Here is a 17,393-nt window from a genome sequence, read left to right on the forward strand (position 1 = left end):
GCTCCTACTTCGGTAGAGTTCTCGTAAACTCCACATACTTCTTCCGAATGGCTTCAATCGGCCGACGTCCAGATTCCATCAACTGAAGCATCAGCTCAAGGTCGCTGTCGTCAAGGCACAGCACAGCCGCCCGCTTTGATGAGTGCAGGTCCACAATATTCTGGGCCACATTTCGTGGCGAAGGATTACGTGCCAGGAGGATGCCGAACTTCCCGATGTCCTCTTCGTCCAGATAACGATAGAGTTGATTCACGTGCTCAGTCTCCAAAGACTTCACATTCTTCAACTCGACCACGACTTGGCGGGCTCCATACTGATCACGCAGGTCACCCAGAAAAGCGGTCTTTCTGTCGTTGTGGAAGATCACATCACGAATGTGCGCGCCGCTGATTGTCCGCACTTGGTCGGCTGCGAGATCGAGCTCAGGGTAAAGCAGGGAGGAAAGCAACTCGTATGCCAGATCCTCGAACTGCTTGTCAGCACCCCCTGCCCTACCCGTGGGCAACTTGCGCAGCTCAGCAAGCTTCCGCTTAAGCGTTGTGACGCGCAGCGGCGTGAAGAGTGGATCAGGAGTGCAGAGCGAAGCATTAGCCTCACGGGAGTCCACGTATCCCTGGACCGTGTCGTAATGAGCACGGTTATACGCCAGCACCGATTCCTTAGGTACCGCCTTCCTGGATCTCCCTGGAGGAAGCACCTGCGGCACGTATGCACTACGATAGTAATCCGCATAATTGATCCACGGCAGGCGACGCAACAGGTCGAGCGGGCACAGAATTATGGGAGATTCGTCAACAGGGTTGTACGGAAGCTTGCAGCTAAACGGCACCCAATCGAGCCGGCTCCCATCCCAGCCAATCATTCTGAAGCTTCGAGTCGGAATACCGAGCTGCTTCGACTGTTTTTCACTATATTCCGCAAGCCATTTCTTGATTACGGAAGCTGTGATGTCGCTAATTCGGTCTTCAGCTACTTTTGGAACGAGGAGAGCCAGCAACTCGATATGATTGAGGCCCCCAGAGTGAAGCTGCGGAGTATCTCGAAAAGTAGCGGTAATGGCAGCCCTCAAGGCTGGCCCGAGAGCGGAACCTCTCTTACTTCCAGCCGCATATCCAAGCCCTAGCTCTACCGGCTCAGCAACCTCGGAGAGAAGTAGCTGTGCCCGCGCCTCGCTTCCCCCAATAGCTTCCGACCTCACTTTTTCGATAAAACTCAAGAGGGTTTCGTGCAAAGTCGCGTACTCGACGCTTTCCGACTTCCAAAGAAGGAAGGGGTCAATTGAGAGCGGCAGATCCTCCTTAAGGTGCGGGATGACAAATCCCACTTCGTCCTGGCGAATTGTCAAGTCAAATACATCACTTAGTCGCGGATTGATGGTGCCGGCGTCGTTTCCTCGGCCTGCGTCGGCACCATCGTCGGTAGCTCCAGGCTCAACTTCGTGATCACTCGCAGACATCGCCCCACCCCTCTCTGAGGAATGACGGCATGTTACCCGCGGCCACTGACACCACACCGCGTACGGACCAGCGGACATCCCGTTGGGGGCAATCGGCCGTGTGTGCCAATCTCCCGGCCTCCCTCAGCCCGGCCGGACACGAGGGCAGCCACCCCGCCTTGCATCCAGCGGGTGGGAGGGTACTCACCCGGCGCATGGTATGCGATAGAGATCATCGTCACTCAGTAGGTAGTACTGGGAAAGTGCAGGTCAGACACCCTCTTCCGCCCCAGGCAGACATGCCCTCCGGAGCCGTGTGCGCAGGTTCGAATCCTGCCGGGGGCACCCTTCATAAGGTGCCCAAAGACCCCGTCACCAGCGGAAACGCTGAGGCCGGGGTCTTCGCGTATCTACAGCCCTGTGCAGCCGAATGCCGCCCTGAGCGGCCCTATGTCGGCGTCTGTGGACTATTTGTGGACAGGATCTTGGGGCGTATGACCAGGTCAGCACTGCAAATCACCAAGACGTGTGGACCATCGAGCAGTCCGGCCCCTGCCTGTCCCGAGCCCCTGGGAGCCGCTAGGTGACCAGGTCAGCCCCAGCGTCCAAGCGCGAAGGCGCAGATTGAACCTCTGTCGCGTGCGGGGTGAGAGCGATAACCCCAGTACCAACAGCGCACGTATCCGCTGTCAACTTCAGCGGACTGACACCCAGGGCCGCGGCGATCTCAGGCGCCAGGTCGAAGGCGGCCCACTTCCACTCGGCCTCATCCTCGTTTGATTCCGTCGCCTCGTGCCATACCGCCGGCAATCCGAGCTGCTCTCGGTGAGCCCTTTCGATCGGCAAGGGCTCACCCAGCGTCATGTAGGCATCTTCACCTTCACCAGTCTCGCAGTAGCGCCGCAGCACGACGCCGTCCTGAGCAACGAGCCAGGCCGAGCCATCGCGTTGGGCCCCGTAGTAGTACGCCTGCGCCTGGCCGTAGCGGGAGCTCAGATCCCGGCACAGGCGCAACACGTCGTCGCTGCGCTCGGCATCGCACGGGTCGCACCACGGACCGATGACCAAAGTCCACCCGTCGAGTTCCGGGCTCACGTACACCCGAGTCATCCCATCGGGATTGCCCTCCGCCCCTCCGTGCCCGTCGTCGTCGATGATCTCCTCGGCTTCGGCGAACGTCACGGGACGCGGCTGGACAAGCCCCATCAGTTCCATGACCCCTGCTTGATCACCTGTCGGTACAGCGATCCAGTAGAGCCAGCAAGTGGCCAGGACTCTTGGCAGATCATCCGCGGAATAGCGCACGAGCACACAGTGCCACGGGAGTGCTGGGGACAACGAAGAGGCCCCTGGGAATGCCAAGGGCCTCAAGGCACGTACGACCGGGCTCACTCGTACTCGCGCAACAACTCCTCGATCTTCCGGTTGGCGATCTCCTGGCGCCCGTCCAGGCATTTCGCATACCGACCGAGCAGGACCTCAACGCTGTTGCCTGCTCGCTCCGCCACCTCGGTCGGGTCCACGCCGGAGTTGAGCCAGGTCGACAAGGCGGAGTGCCGAAGGTCGTACGGCCGGGCAACGAGCGGTGATTCGACCGCGGCCGGCGAAAAGGCCAGCGTCCGAGCCTCCTGCCAAACGCGGTAGTACGTCGACGAGCCTCCCCCGCGCTCGTTCGTGAACAACCGCCCGTCCTCAGCAGTGCCGAAGGTGTCGAGATGCTGCTTGAGAATGACGACGAGCTGGGGCGGAATCGGAACGAGCCGGACCTCCTCGGCAGGACGATTCTTCAGGCCCCGGTCGTCGTGGGTCTCGCCCGAGTCCGTCCACTGCTTTCCGGCGCTGGGCCGGGTCCGGTTCAACAGCGCCGTACCCCACCCGTCGTCCGGCAGCTTCAAATCGGCCTCGGCGAGCGCCACAGCCTCAGCTGGCCGGAAGGCTCCGTAGTTCATGCAGGCGAACAAGCCCACGAGCCGACGACCGCGAGCCCGGCCGTACCCGCCAACGCACGACACTGCTGTCAGCAGAGCACGTGCCTGCTCGGGGTTGGCGACCACGCGCGGGTCGACATCACCGGCTACCTTCGGCTTCTTCCACCGAATCCTGGTCACCGGATTCTCCTTGAACTCCCCGAGATCCACCGCATAGTGCAGGGTGTTGACCAGTGTTCGACGCTTACGACGCACGGTTTCCGCGGCTGCTGCGGTCCCGTCGAGCTTCAGCCTCAGCGAGTCCAGGACTGCCCGTGTAAGGGCTGCATCACCGAGGTCCGCCAAGGGCCGCGAAGCCTTCGACACCCAGCTCAGTGTGTTCGCTACGTCATGCGGCAACTCGCGCTCATCAGGTCCGGGGAGGACGAACGCCCAGTTTCGAAGCGTTCAGGCGGCTGTCCCGGCCGCTCGTCCAGCAGAGCCATGGTCACCGCCGTTAGAGACTCGTTGATCCCACTGCGCGTGTTGGGAGCAGCATGAGGCCACTTCATGGCGAGGTACCGCAGAGCGAAGGCGTACCAGCTCATCGAGGCCGCTCTTTCGACCATCGAGTCGGGCAAGCCGCTGGCCGTGTCGAACCCCTCACCACCGTGGGCGGCCTGGAGCAGTTTGGATCGGTAGTGATCCGCCAGCCCCTTGGTCCGAAACTGTTCCGAGAACACGTTCCCCGCGACGATCCACCGGACGTCATAGGACGACTTCTTCGTGTCCCGCTTACGAACGCCCCACACCTTCACATCGAGAGACTTCACGCCGCGGCCTCCAACTGCCGCAGCCACGTGGAGAAGTCGTCACTCCGCCACAACCGGAGCTCCCCGTTGGGCAGCTTGAATGCGGCTGGCCCGTGCCCCAACTCACGCCAGCGGTAGAACGTCCGTCGAGAGACCCCGCCCAGCTCCTCCAAGACCTGGCGAACGGTCATCAGTTCGTCGCGATGCGGGTTCACGTCGGCTCTCCTTCCGTGCCAGGAGCAGGTTCGAGGGATGCGGAGAGCCAGGCTTCGGCTGCCGAGAGACCGGTTCCAGCGAAGGCCCAGTGCGCGAGGACGTACGTCGTCTCGGTCTCGTACTCGGGCTGTGCGGGCGCCGCTTGAGCGCGGCGCCAGTCCGCGCGGGCCGTGCGGAGGGCGCCGAGGGTGGTCGAGTAGCGGCGAGACTTAGTGGAGAAGTGGCCGCGGAAGCCGAGCATGTGGGCCCAAGCGCGGAGTCGGAGATCCTCCAATTCCTTGCGTGCGCCGAGGGCCCAAGCCGTCCGGATCAACTGGCGAGCATGCTCGCTGATGTCGAGCTGGGCCAGCTCGGCGAGGAACTTGAGCGACGCGCCGGAAGCTTAAGGGGCCATGATCACTCGCACCAAAGCAGCTCCAGCCCAAAGCCGCTCCACCGACCGCGAGCGTCGGTGCAGGGCATCGACGCCATTCCCAGAGAACGAAGACTCCTAGGGGCGACCTTGGGGTATCACTGCCCGCAAACGGGACGTGCCCGATCAAACGACTGAGCGGTAATCTGCGTTGGGCACTCGCACGCGCCAGCGCCTTCGAACGAACGTGGAGCTCGGGCCTGCCACCACCATACGGTCCGTGGTTCGCCCGACGTGGCTAGGAGTTACCTGGATGAGCTTCACGTTCAAGCTAGTTGAGTGGCGCAGTGCGGTCGGAAAAGCCCCAGGCGCCTACCTGCTCCCGGAGCAATGGAATGATTTCGGATTTCAGACACTATTCGAACTGAAAATACGCATCACTCAAGGCGGTCGACTTGTCAAGATAGGGCGCCTTCGAATTGCACACCCCGGAATGCAGAGCGATGAACTGCCAGGCATCTCCTCAACCCGCGAACAACTCGACGAAACATTCGATCGACTACCCCAAGGGTATTTCAGTCTCGGCGTCGACGATTCCTACTATTCCAATCTAAACGAACTGCCGAATGAAATCCGTCACAACCTCTTCCGCGGGTTGAATGATCTCGCATTTAATACTCACCTCTGGCGCCGGGTTCGAGATGCACCTGTTTTGAAACAATCCGTCATGCGCGGGATTGAGAACCGCGAGGCAGAAATCGATCGCCTAGCCAAGATCGCCTATGGGCGAGCCAGGACGGTTCAATACGAGTGGACATTTGAAGCCAAACCAATTGGCGCCTCCAATTCCATTAGTCTTCGCTTTAAGGTGGACCCCCACTCCGATCCGCCATCAAATGTCTACGCGCTGATCGGTCGCAACGGTGCCGGAAAAACTAGAATCCTGCATCAGCTAGCGAGTAAAGTTTCCAGGAGCGCGGCAATCATCTCGGACTTGAGCGATGATACGGCGGAGCCAATGAATGTCGTCGCCGTATCATTCAGCGCCTTTGACACTCTCTTCGCCAGCGACACGCGCACTTCAACACTGCTCCCGTTTAAATACGTTGGGCTTCACGCAAGCGGAAATAGGGGAACTTTCCTAAAACCAGAGGCAGATCAAAAGCGCGAGTTTCTAGAAAGTTTTGAAGTCTGCATGATCGGCACGAGACGGCAGCTATGGCTACAAGCTATGCAGACCCTCAACTACGCAGGATCTGGATTCCTTGAGGGTCGGGAGGATCTGCTGCTGCAAGTCAGTGAGGGCGAGCCGATCCATGAGGTTGCCGCAGAAGCCGAGGAGTTGCTAGAAGAGCTAAGTTCAGGGCACAGAATGGTCTATCAGACGATGACCCATTTGGTCGCAAGCGTCACGGAACGGACTCTAGTCCTTATCGACGAACCAGAAACGCACCTTCACCCACCCCTACTGTCAGCATTGGTTAAGAGCATCTCGGATCTTCTACGGGACAGAAACGGCATGGCTCTGCTCGCGACACACTCTCCTGTGGTTCTCCAGGAGATCCCCCGCAAGTGTACTTTCGTGCTCCGCCGGCACGGCCGAAGGCTGCGGGCTGATCCCCCGGAGATCGAGACGTGGGGCGAGAACGTGGGTGATCTGACTCGTTCCGTATTCCACCTTGAGGTAACCGCAACTGGTTACTACCGGCGGCTTGCTGAATTGGTTGACTCCGGGGCAAGCTATGAGGAAATTGTCGACCGGTTTAATTCTATTGGAACCGAAGCACGTGCTCTTTTGCGCGCCCTGATCGCTGAGCGCCGCTCTGAACTTGAGGGCTAATGCTGCAACTTGACATTCCTGAGGTTACCGTCGCAGAAGCCGCGGCAGCGGTGACGCTACGAATGCGACGTCAACCACACTCCAATAGGATTGAAGCACGAACGTCCGACATGAAAGCGGCAGAGGTGCTGTACCTCGCAGCCGGGCGTGACGGAACGTTGCACGATCTCAGCAGACAACTTCCTGCAACAGGGAGCGATGGAGAGTACCTGGAATTCGCGTACGACGGCGGCTTGGTCACTAGTAAGGCAGGCCGGGATATATATGATCAAATTCTGGCGGGTGCACCGTACGAGCGTTGCCCTTTGTGCGGGCGAGGGATCGCAACAACTCTCGACCACCAGCTACCTAAGAGTGAATACCCAATTCTGGCGATCACTCCAGCGAACTTGGTCCCGGCATGCAACAAGTGCAACCAAAGGAAGTCCAGTAAGGATCCTGCGGATGAAACCGAGACGCTCCTTCATCCCTACTTCGACAGCCTAGGAACGAGTCAATGGCTGGAGGCGCGGATTCACGAAGATTCGCCAGCTCGTGCCGAGTATTTTGTTAGACCGGGTGGCGACTGGAGCGCTACTTTTACCGATCGGGTAGTACGGCACTTTACGTTTTTTGGGCTGCGCCGACAGTACGCCCTTGCCGCGGCAGGAAAGCTCGCGACTGACAGAATACAGCACTCCGGCCTACTCAAACGTGCCGGGCCAGATGAGCTGCGCCTGCACCTACAGGAGGCCGCAGCGGGATATTGGTCGACTGCGGGTAATACGTGGGAGGGCGCTCTCTGCAATGCCTTGGCTGATAGCCAATGGTATGTAAACGGCGGTATGAACGAAATTTAAGATTCGCCGCCCACATGCGGAGCCTCACGCTGTTACCTATATTTGGGCGGCTTGAACCGACTCAGTCCAACGCTGTCTTGTGGCATTCTAAGGCTTCTTTGAGCGAGCAGCGTCAGGACGCTGCGGCCCGTTCCCAAGGGGAGCGAAGAAGCCGAATGGGCGAGGGCGACAGGAATAACGGCGTTGGGATACAACTGGGTCTGCATAAGATCCAATGCCTCAAGGGTCACTCTGAGCGTTGGATACGACTCGTATTTTTCGGATGGAACCTCGATGAAGTCGCCGGCGCTATCCCGACGAGGTTTCTCATATGGATGCCCCCCAGGAACTCGCGGAACCGTCACGACGAGTGACTCGCCGGTACTCGTCTTGTAGATGAAGCGGCGACCGTAGAACTCATCTTTCCCATAATAATGGTCGGGTTTTTGATTCGTCACATATCGATTGATATAAGGAGTATCCAGCATCATGACGTGCCCGTTTGGGATGTGACGCTCAATTACACGTGCGTGATCGGCGAAGCGGCCGGACTTCTCAATTCCAACCAACAGAGGAGGCGCAATGTCGCGCCGATCCATGGCAACACAAAGTTGAGTCCAATATTCGAGGAACTTGGACTTCATGGGCGCAGCAGGACCGTAGACAGCCAATGGGCCGTCAGTAATAAAGATGCCTTGTGACAGCATCCGGGGTTCCACCCGATAGAAGCCGTCAATGTAGGAAATAAGCAGCAGGCGTTCAGCCATGTTCATGGCCCGCGTGAGAGTTAGTGCATTCTCCCCATCTTCAGTGAACTCCTCGTATCCGCGAAGGACATCTGTTGGGTAAAGCTTCTCCATGCAGTCCGGAGTCGCACATACGCCTCCTGAGGCCGTTACTCTCTGAGCTGACGCTCCACAGGCCGGGCATTTACTCAGAGTTAGAGACGAAGCCGGAGCACCGGGTTTGCCGTGGATGGTCATGAGAGCATCGGTAAGACTGAATGAATTACCAAAATCAGTGATCTCTGACTCAGTGAAACTCCTGTCGAACTCCGCGCGCCAGGAGTCTCGCCCAGTGACTCCTTTGAGGAAAACATTGGACCCAGGGAGGACGCTGTTCACCGTCTGCGTTATCTGTGCACGTTCCAGCTGACGCGCATTAACAAGTCCTGAGCTGTTGGCTCCTAGGAACTTCAAGATGTCGACGTACACGCCGGCGATCTGAATGTAGCCCACACGGACCGACGGGTATCCCGGGCGAGCCTCAACTTCCTGGTTAGAGCCATCAAAGGCAATGGCAAATGTTGGATCGGGGCGGTCATCTCTGTTTAGACTATCGAGTGAAGTGAGCCTCTCTGTGATATGAGCAGGGTCACCTACCTCAAGGGCGGGGGTTTGCCAGCGCTCCATCGCTTCGCTGATCGCGGGACTGAGCGCAGTTTGTACATGGCCAATCCGTGAGGCCCGCTCTTGCTCGTAAGGCATTTCATCATCCTCAGGGATTGATAGGAGGAAGACCAGCCGCCTCGCGTGCACGGTTGATCATGGCATGGTCAAACTTTGCAATCTGCACCGGAACGATGTACTTCCCTGAGAATGTCTTCATTCTGGCGTAGCCGCGATCCTCCACTTTCCGCAAGCCATCGGCAAAGACGGCAAAGTCGTAATAGTGACTCAGTTCACGCGTCTCATTGTCAGAGTTCAGATGTGCCACAACCCAGTTCGAGGTGTTTGACAGAATTCGCTTATCAATGCTCGTTACCTCTTGCGTCGCGTACACGAGGCCCATTTCGTACTTGGCGGCTTCTTTCGCGAGGCGCACCCAGGGGTCGTCCTTTACGGTGGACTTGCCCGCCTTAGTTCGATCAAAGAGGTTGTGAGCCTCTTCAACTACGATCTGAATTGGCACATTTGGCCGGTTTGCCCTGAATCGTTGATTGGCGCGATCGATGAGCCGGAAAACCAGGCGCTCGGAAAGCATCGTGATGACTCGGTCGCTCCCGACGGAGAGGTCAATAATCACCAGCCTTCCTGCCACCAGATCATCCCAAACTTTGTCAGCTAGATCACCGCGACTCGCGGGGTCATGGAAGTCAACGAGTGTCCTAATTCGGTTGATTACTGCGCTTCCTACCCTGGCGTCAAAGACGGCCAGCACTGCCATAAAAGGATCGCAGTTTTGCCACGTGGCGGCATTCACTTGCTGATATTGAGTCGGCACATTGTCGCTCACGACCTCTGCTATGCGTTCCGATAGCCACGTAACAACCGTCTTGGCCTCCGCGGGGGAATGGACAGCGCAGAGACCATTGCTGGAATTTACGAGCTCGAGGATGCTCGGTCGATCCTTTTCAAACGCGGCCCGGGTGGCCTTATCCATCTTGAAACGGAGAGTAAAACCTGGCGTAGACCCTGGGTAGCTCGCCTTGGCAAGCAGGGCATAGAATGCAAGTTTGCCCCTTTGGACATCGCAAAGGGTGTCGTAATATTCACGCTCGCCAGCAGGTCCGACGGGATAGTCGTCACGATCGGGTTCCAGCAGCCGAGCTGTCTTGAACGCGTTGGCATATGACGCACTCATGTCCGCAAGTGAATCCCCCAGCATCTCCCACACCATGGGAAACTCATTCGTGTCATGAAAGTTTACAGCCAGGGGGAATTCCTGGCTATCGTCGGGATCGGGCTTCATCTTGTAGATCCGGACGCGATCGCTGCCGATACCCAGCAACCGAAGGCCAGTTTTGTCCTGCTCGTTTACGTTGGCGTATTCACCCTGTGGATCAAAAATAAGCTGACCGATGTTCTTTCGAGTGCGTGCTGCATGTTCGAAGACGGCCGTGCAAAGGGTCTTATTGGTGTTCGACTTACCCACGCGTGTCATACCGAGGACCGCGGTCTTTCGCGAGATGAAGTCGGTCACGCGAACCTTCACGGGGACATTGTCCATCTTTGCAGCTACCGCGCGGCGGCGCGTGGAAGAGAAACGGACAACACCAATGTCGATCAGGTCGGGCTCTTCTTTCTTCTCGATCTCTTCCGATGTTTTGTCAGGATAAGAAGCGATGAAGGAGAGCACCTCCGCTGAGGGGAGGTATACAAAATAGCGGGCGCCCGAGTACACGTTGTCGATATCGGCGCCCCACTGTACATACGGCTGACGTGCAACCAAATCCGAGTAGAAGGTCCCAAGCACCTCGCAGTCAAAAGCGGACATCTCGATCTGACTTGAGGTCAGGTTATCGATCACGGCTTCCGGTCGCTGCTCGCGAACATCTGCGGTGCGCATGGCCGCGAGCCGCGTGGCGATCAATTCGCTCTCATTGGGCAGCGCAGCGGTTCCCCGGACGCGGAGCAAGATAACTTCGTCTTCGTCTAGCGGGGCATTCGTCTCTTTAGTAGGCACCGTGGCTGCCGCCAGCAGGAATCCGTTGCGCGGGATACCACCCGCTTCCCTCTTTACGAAGTCGTCGGTGATGACGATGGCCTTGTCATAGTCAAGGTGGTAGATCCCGCCCAGCCTCTTAGCGCCATCGAGTAGCGCCGTCAACGGGTTCCCGCCAGCTGTGGCCGCTCCAGCAATACCCGATAGCCTGGTCATGTGCCCTCCCCTAGAGCTAGGTCCGGCCTGCCTACCAGACAGAACCGCGCCTGCGCAGGTGTGACCTGACGCCGGCCTAGCGCCCCTACGCCTCCGACAACTTCATCGAACGCAGAGGGGCCCCCGGTTGAGGCTAGTCCAACTCGCGCTAGTTGGCGGGCCCTTGTAGATCTAGGACCCTATAGTCGTCCGAAGGCGGGATCGTTGGGAGGTTCGTCACGAGCAACTCGTCCTTGACGGTACGCTTTTCGGAACCCGCCGCGGTGTACCTGTGAGAGACGTGCAACGTCGTCTGCCGCTGCTGATGGCAGTACAGGTCGCGTACCGCTCCATGGTCGTCGTAAGACAGTAGCCAGCGATAACGAGTGTCTGTCAGCAGAGCCGAGGCGAGGGCGCCGTGTTCCCCGCTATCAAACGACCACTCATACAGCCACAGGGCCTTGTCTACGTATGGTGGATCCAAGTAGACGACCACTTCATGATCTTCAAGGAACCCGAAGCGTTCGGAGACCCTCTGGAGGGTAGTTCGCCAGTCAGCCTGCCAGACATCCAGTAGGCGTCCTGTCGAGGCCAGTTCGGCCACACCATTGATCCTTCGGGTCAGACCCTCCAGGCCGAATCGGCAGTCAATCGTGTACTTCGATGCTTGAGCACGCCCGCCGATGGGTCCCGCCCGGCCGTGGAGGATCCCCGAGAAGGTCGTGCGATTCAAGAAGAGGCACTTCAGAGCACGATCTCGTCGGCTGCGAGGACTGGCGGCACGCCAACGGTCCCACTCCTCGACCGTTATCGTCAGCTCATGCATGGAAGAGATCAGCCACGACGCATCGAAGGCGGCTGTCTTCCAGAAGGCAGCAACCAGCGGGTCGACGTCTGCCAGGATGCCGTGCTCAGCCACTCCTGCGCCGAGTAGCCTCAAGGTCGTCGTCGCGCCTCCGCAGAACGGCTCCACTAGCAGGCGTGGAGGGGGAATGTTGGCGGCGATGAGACCCTCGATGACAGGTACCAACTGACGCTTGGCGCCCGGGTATCTGAGAGGGCTGATCACGGAGCGACTGAAGAGTGACTGATCAACAAGGGGCTCAGCCTTGTCCAACACCGCTTCCGGCGGCCACGAACTGCGGCGACGTGTGACACCTCGCTTTGTCCCCATCGGATCCTCTCTACCTCCATGCCTATGACGAACCAACTGGTCTCGTCGACACGGTTACTGTAGCGGTCTTCCAACGTTCCCCCAGGTCAGATGCTCAATTTCGCGGCCGCCCCGCACCTCCAGGCAACTTCGTCGGGTGTCGCAGCCTCCGAGCTCCGCAGCCAGCAGACCGTACGCGGCACGACGCTCTTGCGTAGCCCTCTCGAAACCACGCGGAGACCGCCCCGGTGACACTTGCCAGAGCCAAACTCTCCCGTTCGGCAGATGAGAGAGCTCCCAAGGAAGGTGACCAGGTCTCCTGGACTACCTGCGGACTGAGTTCAGCCAATTGGCTGCCCGCCTAACCCTGACCAGCAGCATTGTCTGAGAGCCAAGCGGCCTCCGGAGCCGTGTGCGCAGGTTCGAATCCTGCCGGGGGCACCCCTTATAAGGTGCCCAAAGACCCCGTCACCAGCCGAAACGCTGAGGCCGGGGTCTTCACGTATCTACAGCCCTGCGCAGCCGTGTGCCGCCCCACGCGTCGTCGGCTGGGGCCATTCTTGGATCTTGAGGCGTCCCCTGCTCAGCCGGCCAACGACAAGGACGGTCGGTAGGCGTTGCTCGATCGAACGCCATCAGCGTTTGTGCAAGGCCGTGCGGGCTTCTTGGCTACCGTCTGCACCATCACGGGAACTCAGATAGGTGCCAAGGGGTGGGGATGTCAGGCGCGACCGTTTCTCTCATCGTTGCAATCGCTGGTGTCGGAGGCACGCTGGCCTCTGCGGTGATCACTCAAGTCCTGGCCCAGCGGGCGGAGTCACGGAGGTTGGATCGGGAACAACAACTCCGTGCCGAGGAGCAGCGGGCCTCCGAGAGTCAGCACAAGATCAACCAGTTACGGACCTGCTACGTCCAGCTGAACGCCCATGACCGTCAATACAGGGACGCAATGCTGGCGTACGCGTACGCCTTCAATTCGGGATCCGCCGATGCGGAAGCGGCTGAAGTGAGCACCGCGCGGCGCGCCCAGCGAGACACACGGGCTGAAGCCCAACTCGTCGCGAGTGACGCAGTTCTCGCAGCTGAGAGTGGCGTGAACGACCGACTCACAACCGCCTACCGATATCTGATGAACGTTGCGGACGAGTCAGACCCTTCAACTCGTCGAGCAAAGATCAGCCAGCTGATTGGCCTCTTGGATTCGATCATCCCGCAACAGGGTCGTGTACGAGCGCTCATGCGCCTGGAGGTACACGCCTCTGAGGAACTGCCGGCTTGGTTCGACTCCGACTCTCAGCTGTCGACACATGGCCGTGTCGACGCTGACGTTCATGGGTGATGCCGGTGAGGTGCGGACCTTGGAATTAGCGCCTGCCGGATCAGGAGATTGATTCTGAAGGCCGCGACGCGAGACACAACGAGGGCAGGACGCTGACCAGCTGGAGTGCCTCATACAAGGACCTGGACTCAGTCGTAGTGAGCCCTGTCCCTGCCCTTTCCTATCGCTGATTGCGAGCGCGTGGTCCGAGGGATCCGGCCTGCCCACGTCGAGCTCAGGGGCAGGAGGGACAGGGGGGTCCCTCGTTGCGCCGCTCGAGTCCCACTGCGCACAACCGGCCCCGCGCCCCGGGGGGCGCGACACAGATACCGGTCCCGGCCCTCCCGGACGAGTAGGCCGGACTGCGATTGCCCGAACGCCCCGTCCCCTGCTGGGGAGTGGCCCTTCGAGAGGGCGGGTTCACTGCGCCCAGGCTGCCGGCCTCGGTCGCACGCCGGGTACTCGCACCGGACGGGCAACGCACAGTGCCCGTTCCACTCCGTGGCGTGAACATGGTCACGCCGAGTTTCCTTGCACCTCAAATCCTGTACAGAGAATATAGGTGGGCCCTCTGGAGAGATACAGAAGCATTGAATACCGGAAAGGGAAAAGTGCACTTCACGCGATTACGTAAGTCCACTGCAATACTTATCGCAGGAGCGGGTGCCCTCGCACTGGTCACTGTGCCCTCACCCGTGCACGCAACCACCGAGCTGCCCACAGCAGTCACTTCGAGCGCGGCGAACCCCTGTCGGTCGCAGCACTACTCAAAGGTCGCGTACAACTTCTGGATCGGCCCGACGAAGATGCCGCTACGCTGCGGAACGCAGACTTGGGGCTACAACCATGTAGTTGCGCGCGGACGTTGGAGCACCAGCTTCAAGAACAAGATAAGTGACACACTCTTCAACGGTTACGAGAGAAGTCCCGGGGTGTACTACCGCTACAAGGTCGGCAGCGGCTGCTCCCCGAATCGCAGGAAGAACTTCAAAGTGGTCGTCAACAAGGGCCCTCTCGGCGGCAGGCCAGGTGGCCTCACACCGCAGGGAATCATCACGGCCACGGTCGAGTACACGATTCCGATCGTAGCTTCGCCTTCACGTCACACGGTCGCGTGCTGAGAGGACCGGTATGGCCACCCCTGAGCAAGTCCAGGAAGCACTCGCCCGAAAGCTTTCAGGACCGCAGAGCGAGGGAGGAGGGATCTCCCTCGATGTCCTTGAGGTGACGGTGCCGTCCGTCTTCCCTCACCTGCTGCTGAAAGTACGGTTGGGCGTCTCCGGGCAGATGTGGGAAGTGTCGCTGGACTACCAGGGGTATGAAGCGAGTCTCGTGACTGGAGACCTCACCGAGGAAACCCTGAGTTACCTCGGACTCCTCGTACGCACCCATCTGTTCGAGTGGTGGCACACGAAGGAGACTGAGAGGTTTTCTGCGCGCATGGGGAGACGGCTCAGCTGAGGCGCCTTCCGCAACGCCTTGCCCTTCTTGGCCTGTCGGCCGGGCGGGCCGAGCCGCGGAATTGGGTTCCCGCTTGAGGGCGGCCTGCCTGCAGGTGGCGGCCACCAGCTCGCGGTGGGCGGCGGGACGTGCGGTTGAGAGGTTGCGCCAAGTCCGGTCGTCATGGCCCCGCCGTGCCGGCGTCACTCGGTTGGGACCGCGGGACATCGCGAGGGCGTGAGACCTGAGGGGACCGGATGCGGAGGCTGGCGCTCCCCCGGACCCCTCACCCCTGACTCCTCACCCCAACCGGAACATCACGCCCCGAGGTGTGGCATGGGTAAGGATTGGTATCGAACGGCAACCCTTTGGGGGTTGCGTTCGTCTAGTACGGCATGAAGATCTCGTTCTTGATCCATAACGCCTATGGGATAGGGGGCACGATCAGTACCACCTTCAATCTGGCCGCTGCGTTGGCGGAGCGGCACAGTGTGGAGGTTGTCTCGGTCTTGCGGACGCGGGAGCGTCCCAGCCTCGTGTTGGATCACCGGGTTTCGTTGCGTGGGCTGGTCGATCTGCGGGAGGAGAAGGATCATCCGCTCCATCTGCGGCCCGCGCGGGTGTATCCGGAGTCGGAGCGGCGGTACGACCAGTACAGCGAGTTGACCGACCAGCGCATTGCGGCGTTCCTGGACAAGGTCGACGCCGATGTCGTCGTGGGGACGCGCCCCGGGCTCAACGTGCATCTCGCGCTCCAGGGGCCCGAGCGGGTCGTTCGGGTCGGGCAGGAGCACCTCACGCTCGACAGTCATTCCCCGGAGCTGCGCACGGTTCTGCGCGCGGCCTATCGGCGGCTCGACGCGCTCACCACCGTCACCTCCGCCGACGCTGCCTCCTACGCGCGCAAGATGCGGTTGCCCGGGGTGCGGGTCGAGGCTCTGCCCAACAGCGTCCCCGACCCCGAACTGCCGCCCGCCGACGGGACGTCGAAGGTGGTCGTGGCGGCCGGCCGGCTGGTCCGGGTGAAGCGGTACGACCTGCTCGTCCAGGCGTTCGCCCACGTGGTCGCTGAACGTCCCGACTGGCAGCTGCGTATCTACGGCAAGGGTCAGGAACACGCCCGGCTGCGGGAGATCATCACTGAACTCGGTCTGGTCAACAACGTGTTCCTCATGGGGGCGGTGCCCCACATGGAAGGGGAATGGGTGAAGGCGTCGATCGGTGCGGCCTCCTCCAGTTTCGAGGCCTTCGGCATGACGATCGTCGAGGCGATGCGCAACGGACTGCCCGTCGTGAGCACCGACTGCCCGCACGGCCCCGGCGAGATCATCCGCGACGGCGTCGACGGCCGGCTGGTTCCGGTCGGGGACCCGGAGGCCCTGGGCGGGGCCCTGTTGGAGCTCGTGAACGACGACGAGAGACGGCGGCGTATGGGGCAGGCCGCCCGCGAGAACTCGCGTCGGTTCGCGCCCGAGCCCGTGGTCGAGCAGGCCGAGCGGTTCTTCAGCGAGGTCCTCGCCGCCAAGCGGGACGGACGGCCCGCCGAGCCGCGCCGTGACGGGCTCTACCAGAGCCTCGTGGCGCGGCGCTTCGCCTTCCGCGACGCCCGTGACGCCCGGAGGAACAAGGGCAAGAGCAGTAAGAGCAGCCAGGACGACGCGAACGGGAAGGTGGAGCTATGACCACGTCGATCGAGCCGGAGCCGCGTGTCGGGTGCACGGTGGATGCCGACGGACGGATCACCTTCGGTGTGCGGCTGCCTTCGGCCGCCCGTCCCCAATTGCTGCTGCAGCCGCGGCCCAAGAAGGGGCGGCCGGAGAAGGCGCCGCACGTGCTCGACCTGGAGCCCTCGGAGGACGGGCGGCTCGTCGGCGCCCTGGAGGGCAACACGTCGCTGGACGAGGGGCGTTGGGACGTCTACCTCCTCGACGAGCCGGACGGGGAGCGGCAGCGGCTGCGCCCGGGGCCGAGGGACCTTCGGGTGCTCGTCGACGGTGGCGCGCGGGACCGGTCCTCACCCGTCGAGGTGCGGGTGCCGTACGTGACCAAGTCCGGCTATCTCTCGGTCCGTACGTGGCTGCGGGCCGCGCACGCCGAGGCCGACCGGATCGTGGTCAGCGACGACGGGGCGATCGATGTCACGGGCCGGCTGCACGGAGCGTCCTTCGGCGCCGGTGCCGTCGTACGTATGCGGGTGCGCGGGACCGATACGGTCCGGAAGGTCGAACCGCGGGTCGAGGACGACGGCCTCGGCTTCTCCTTCAGCGTCGGCTGCGACGAGTTGGCCGGGCCCGTGTCCGGTGACGGCGTCTGGGACGTGCACGTCCGGCCGGACGCCTCCGCGCCTGCTGTCCGGGTCGGCCGCCTTCTCGACGATGTCGCCGACCGCAAGGAGGTCTTCGTCTACCCGTCCATCGATGTCGACGGCAGCGAGGTCAGGCCGTACTACACCATGGACAACGACCTGTCCGTGGAGGTGGCGCGGATCCGGGCCGCCTGACGACCGCGCCGGATGCCCCCGGG

At 60.9% G+C, this 17,393-nt stretch carries 13 protein-coding genes and 2 pseudogenes; 7 read left to right on the plus strand and 8 right to left on the minus strand.

The genetic code is table 11. From position 1 onward, the window contains the following. Window positions 1-4: 4 nt before the first annotated feature. From ABZT74_RS11260 to ABZT74_RS11280, 5 genes and pseudogenes are all read right to left on the minus strand, one after another. Entirely contained in the window at window positions 5-1,456 is a 1,452-nt protein-coding gene (locus ABZT74_RS11260) for a hypothetical protein (protein WP_356434182.1), read from the minus strand. Between the two features lie 558 nt (window positions 1,457-2,014). After that, a complete protein-coding gene (locus ABZT74_RS11265) occupies window positions 2,015-2,650 on the minus strand; it encodes a hypothetical protein (protein WP_356434184.1) in 636 nt (211 codons plus the stop codon). A gap of 173 nt (window positions 2,651-2,823) precedes the next feature. Then, a pseudogene (locus ABZT74_RS11270) lies at window positions 2,824-4,175 on the minus strand (site-specific integrase). Beyond that, window positions 4,172-4,345, minus strand: a complete 174-nt coding sequence (locus ABZT74_RS11275) for a helix-turn-helix domain-containing protein (RefSeq protein WP_356434445.1) — start codon at window positions 4,343-4,345, stop codon at window positions 4,172-4,174. The pseudogene ABZT74_RS11270 and the gene ABZT74_RS11275 overlap by 4 nt, the downstream one beginning before the upstream one ends. A 20-nt stretch (window positions 4,346-4,365) precedes the next feature. Beyond that, window positions 4,366-4,737 (minus strand): annotated as a pseudogene (locus ABZT74_RS11280) (replication initiator); the annotation flags it as partial. 298 nt (window positions 4,738-5,035) lie between these two features. On the opposite strand from ABZT74_RS11280, the gene ABZT74_RS11285 reads away from it, so the two are divergent. Both ABZT74_RS11285 and ABZT74_RS11290 read left to right on the plus strand, forming a co-directional pair. Next, window positions 5,036-6,562: an AAA family ATPase gene (locus tag ABZT74_RS11285; protein WP_356434186.1), complete on the plus strand. Its 1,527-nt coding sequence runs from the start codon at window positions 5,036-5,038 to the stop codon at window positions 6,560-6,562. Beyond that, entirely contained in the window at window positions 6,562-7,401 is an 840-nt protein-coding gene (locus ABZT74_RS11290; protein WP_356434188.1) for an HNH endonuclease, read from the plus strand. The genes ABZT74_RS11285 and ABZT74_RS11290 overlap by 1 nt, the downstream gene beginning before the upstream one ends. A 32-nt stretch (window positions 7,402-7,433) precedes the next feature. Here the strand turns inward: ABZT74_RS11290 and ABZT74_RS11295 are convergent, their stop codons facing one another. From ABZT74_RS11295 to ABZT74_RS11305, 3 genes are all read right to left on the minus strand, one after another. Then, complete coding sequence (locus ABZT74_RS11295) at window positions 7,434-8,867, minus strand: hypothetical protein (RefSeq protein ID WP_356434190.1); 1,434 nt, start codon at window positions 8,865-8,867, stop codon at window positions 7,434-7,436. A 10-nt stretch (window positions 8,868-8,877) separates the two neighbouring features. Next, window positions 8,878-10,980, minus strand: coding sequence for a DUF87 domain-containing protein (locus tag ABZT74_RS11300; RefSeq protein ID WP_356434192.1), 2,103 nt, complete (start codon window positions 10,978-10,980; stop codon window positions 8,878-8,880). A gap of 148 nt (window positions 10,981-11,128) precedes the next feature. After that, on the minus strand, window positions 11,129-12,028 hold the full coding sequence (locus tag ABZT74_RS11305; protein WP_356434194.1) for a DNA adenine methylase: 900 nt from the start codon (window positions 12,026-12,028) through the stop codon (window positions 11,129-11,131). An 802-nt stretch (window positions 12,029-12,830) separates the two neighbouring features. On the opposite strand from ABZT74_RS11305, the gene ABZT74_RS11310 reads away from it, so the two are divergent. The 5 genes from ABZT74_RS11310 (at window position 12,831) to ABZT74_RS11330 (ending at window position 17,370) form a co-directional block, all read left to right on the plus strand. Further along, window positions 12,831-13,451, plus strand: coding sequence for a hypothetical protein (locus ABZT74_RS11310; RefSeq protein ID WP_356434196.1), 621 nt, complete (start codon window positions 12,831-12,833; stop codon window positions 13,449-13,451). 485 nt (window positions 13,452-13,936) lie between these two features. Then, complete coding sequence (locus ABZT74_RS11315) at window positions 13,937-14,551, plus strand: hypothetical protein (RefSeq protein WP_356434198.1); 615 nt, start codon at window positions 13,937-13,939, stop codon at window positions 14,549-14,551. Window positions 14,552-14,561: 10 nt separating this feature from the next. Then, complete coding sequence (locus ABZT74_RS11320) at window positions 14,562-14,891, plus strand: hypothetical protein (protein WP_356434200.1); 330 nt, start codon at window positions 14,562-14,564, stop codon at window positions 14,889-14,891. A 374-nt stretch (window positions 14,892-15,265) separates the two neighbouring features. Beyond that, entirely contained in the window at window positions 15,266-16,552 is a 1,287-nt protein-coding gene (locus ABZT74_RS11325; protein ID WP_356166664.1) for a glycosyltransferase family 4 protein, read from the plus strand. Next, window positions 16,549-17,370, plus strand: a complete 822-nt coding sequence (locus tag ABZT74_RS11330; RefSeq protein ID WP_356166662.1) for a transferase — start codon at window positions 16,549-16,551, stop codon at window positions 17,368-17,370. Before ABZT74_RS11325 ends, ABZT74_RS11330 begins: the two co-directional genes overlap by 4 nt. The last annotated feature ends 23 nt before the right edge of the window (window positions 17,371-17,393 follow it).

The sequence above is a fragment of the Streptomyces sp. NPDC005302 genome, assembly GCF_040607345.1.
Lineage (GTDB): Bacteria > Actinomycetota > Actinomycetes > Streptomycetales > Streptomycetaceae > Streptomyces.

Coding starts and splice junctions, on each gene's coding strand:
- ABZT74_RS11260 (WP_356434182.1), bottom strand. CDS start 1,456: ATGTCTGCGAGTGATCACGAAGTTGAGCCTGGAGCTACCGACGATGGT.
- ABZT74_RS11265 (WP_356434184.1), bottom strand. CDS start 2,650: ATGGAACTGATGGGGCTTGTCCAGCCGCGTCCCGTGACGTTCGCCGAA.
- ABZT74_RS11275 (WP_356434445.1), bottom strand. CDS start 4,345: ATGACCGTTCGCCAGGTCTTGGAGGAGCTGGGCGGGGTCTCTCGACGG.
- ABZT74_RS11285 (WP_356434186.1), top strand. CDS start 5,036: ATGAGCTTCACGTTCAAGCTAGTTGAGTGGCGCAGTGCGGTCGGAAAA.
- ABZT74_RS11290 (WP_356434188.1), top strand. CDS start 6,562: ATGCTGCAACTTGACATTCCTGAGGTTACCGTCGCAGAAGCCGCGGCA.
- ABZT74_RS11295 (WP_356434190.1), bottom strand. CDS start 8,867: ATGCCTTACGAGCAAGAGCGGGCCTCACGGATTGGCCATGTACAAACT.
- ABZT74_RS11300 (WP_356434192.1), bottom strand. CDS start 10,980: ATGACCAGGCTATCGGGTATTGCTGGAGCGGCCACAGCTGGCGGGAAC.
- ABZT74_RS11310 (WP_356434196.1), top strand. CDS start 12,831: ATGTCAGGCGCGACCGTTTCTCTCATCGTTGCAATCGCTGGTGTCGGA.
- ABZT74_RS11320 (WP_356434200.1), top strand. CDS start 14,562: ATGGCCACCCCTGAGCAAGTCCAGGAAGCACTCGCCCGAAAGCTTTCA.
- ABZT74_RS11325 (WP_356166664.1), top strand. CDS start 15,266: ATGAAGATCTCGTTCTTGATCCATAACGCCTATGGGATAGGGGGCACG.
- ABZT74_RS11330 (WP_356166662.1), top strand. CDS start 16,549: ATGACCACGTCGATCGAGCCGGAGCCGCGTGTCGGGTGCACGGTGGAT.